At 70.9% G+C, this 1,300-nt stretch carries 1 protein-coding gene and 1 pseudogene; both read right to left on the bottom strand.

The genetic code is table 11. From position 1 onward, the window contains the following. Positions 1-991 (bottom strand): NDP-sugar synthase (locus G6026_RS12750; RefSeq protein WP_347238104.1); only part of this gene is annotated, 991 nt, incomplete at its 3' end. Positions 992-1,072: 81 nt separating this feature from the next. Next, positions 1,073-1,300, bottom strand: a pseudogene (locus G6026_RS16985) (dTDP-Rha--alpha-D-GlcNAc-pyrophosphate polyprenol alpha-3-L-rhamnosyltransferase); the annotation flags it as partial.

Raw genomic sequence — 1,300 nt, 5'->3', positions numbered from 1 at the left:
GGATCAGCGCCCGGTGGCCGATGCGCGCGCCGAAGCCGATGATCGACCGTTCGACCGTCGCCCCGGCCTCGATACGGGCGCCGTCGAAGACCACGGCGCCGTCCAGCCGGGCTCCGGCCCCGATCTCGGCGCCGCGACCGACCACGGTTCCCCCGATGAGGACCGCCCCGGCGCCGACCCCCGCACCCTCGTGGACGAGCGCCTCGCCGTGATGACTCTCGAGTGCAGGCGACGGCGCGATGCCGCGGACGAGGTCCGAGGACCCGCGGACGAAGTCCTCGGGCGTGCCCATGTCCCGCCAGTACGCCGAGTCGACGAAACCGTAGACCCGCTTGCCCTCGGCGAGCAGCTGCGGGAAGGTCTCGCGCTCCACCGAGACGGGGACGCCCTCGGGGATCTGCGCGATCAGTTCACGCCGGAAGACGTAGCAGCCGGCGTTGATCTGATCGGTCGGCGGGTCCTGCGTCTTCTCCAGGAACTCCAGGACCCGGCCGTCGTCATCGGTCGGCACACAACCGAACGCACGGGGATCGGAGACGCGGACAAGGTGCATCGTCAGGTCCGCGTTCCTGGCGTGGTGCAGGTCGAGGATCCGGGTGAGATCGGTACCGCCCAGCACGTCGCCGTTGAACACCATGATCGTCGATGCGGTGAGCTCGTCCAGAACGTTGCGGATGCCGCCGCCCGTCCCCAGCGGCTCGGTCTCCACCACGTACGTCAGTTCCAGGTCGAGGTCGGACCCGTCACCGAAATGCTCCTCGAACACCTCGGCTTTGAACGACGTACCCAACACCACCCGCCGGATGCCCGCCGCCCGGATCCTCGACAGCAGATGGGTGAGGAAGGGCACGCCGGCCGTGGGCAGCATGGGCTTGGGCGCCGAGATCGTCAGTGGGCGCAGGCGGGTCCCCTTCCCGCCCACCAGGACCACCGCCTCGGTGTCTGGGATCAGATCGCGCGGCGCGGCGCCGGAGGGGGTCGTCGAGGTCACAGTCCTGCTCCCGATGTCGTGGCCCCCGGGCCGCGCGCTGGCGCGGCCCGTCCGGGCCGGTGGATGGTCTCGTCGTCCGCGTCAGCGAAGGCCACGCCGGGCGGATCGGATCGCGAGTCGGCACCGTAGCGCGAGACCCACGCGGAGGGCCCAGCGTAACGGGGCCTGCCAGGCGTGCGGATGCCTGTCCGCCTGGAACAGGTACGCGCTGCGGTGATGCGCCCTGAGGGTGAACTCCGGCACGGTCCTGGCCGCGTGGCCCTGGTCGTGGTGGATCACCGACGACGGCACGTAGACGGACTGCCACCC

Source organism: Dietzia sp. DQ11-38-2 (assembly GCF_014145055.1).
In the GTDB taxonomy this organism is placed as follows: domain Bacteria; phylum Actinomycetota; class Actinomycetes; order Mycobacteriales; family Mycobacteriaceae; genus Dietzia.
This window is presented reverse-complemented; position numbering and strand designations above follow the sequence as displayed.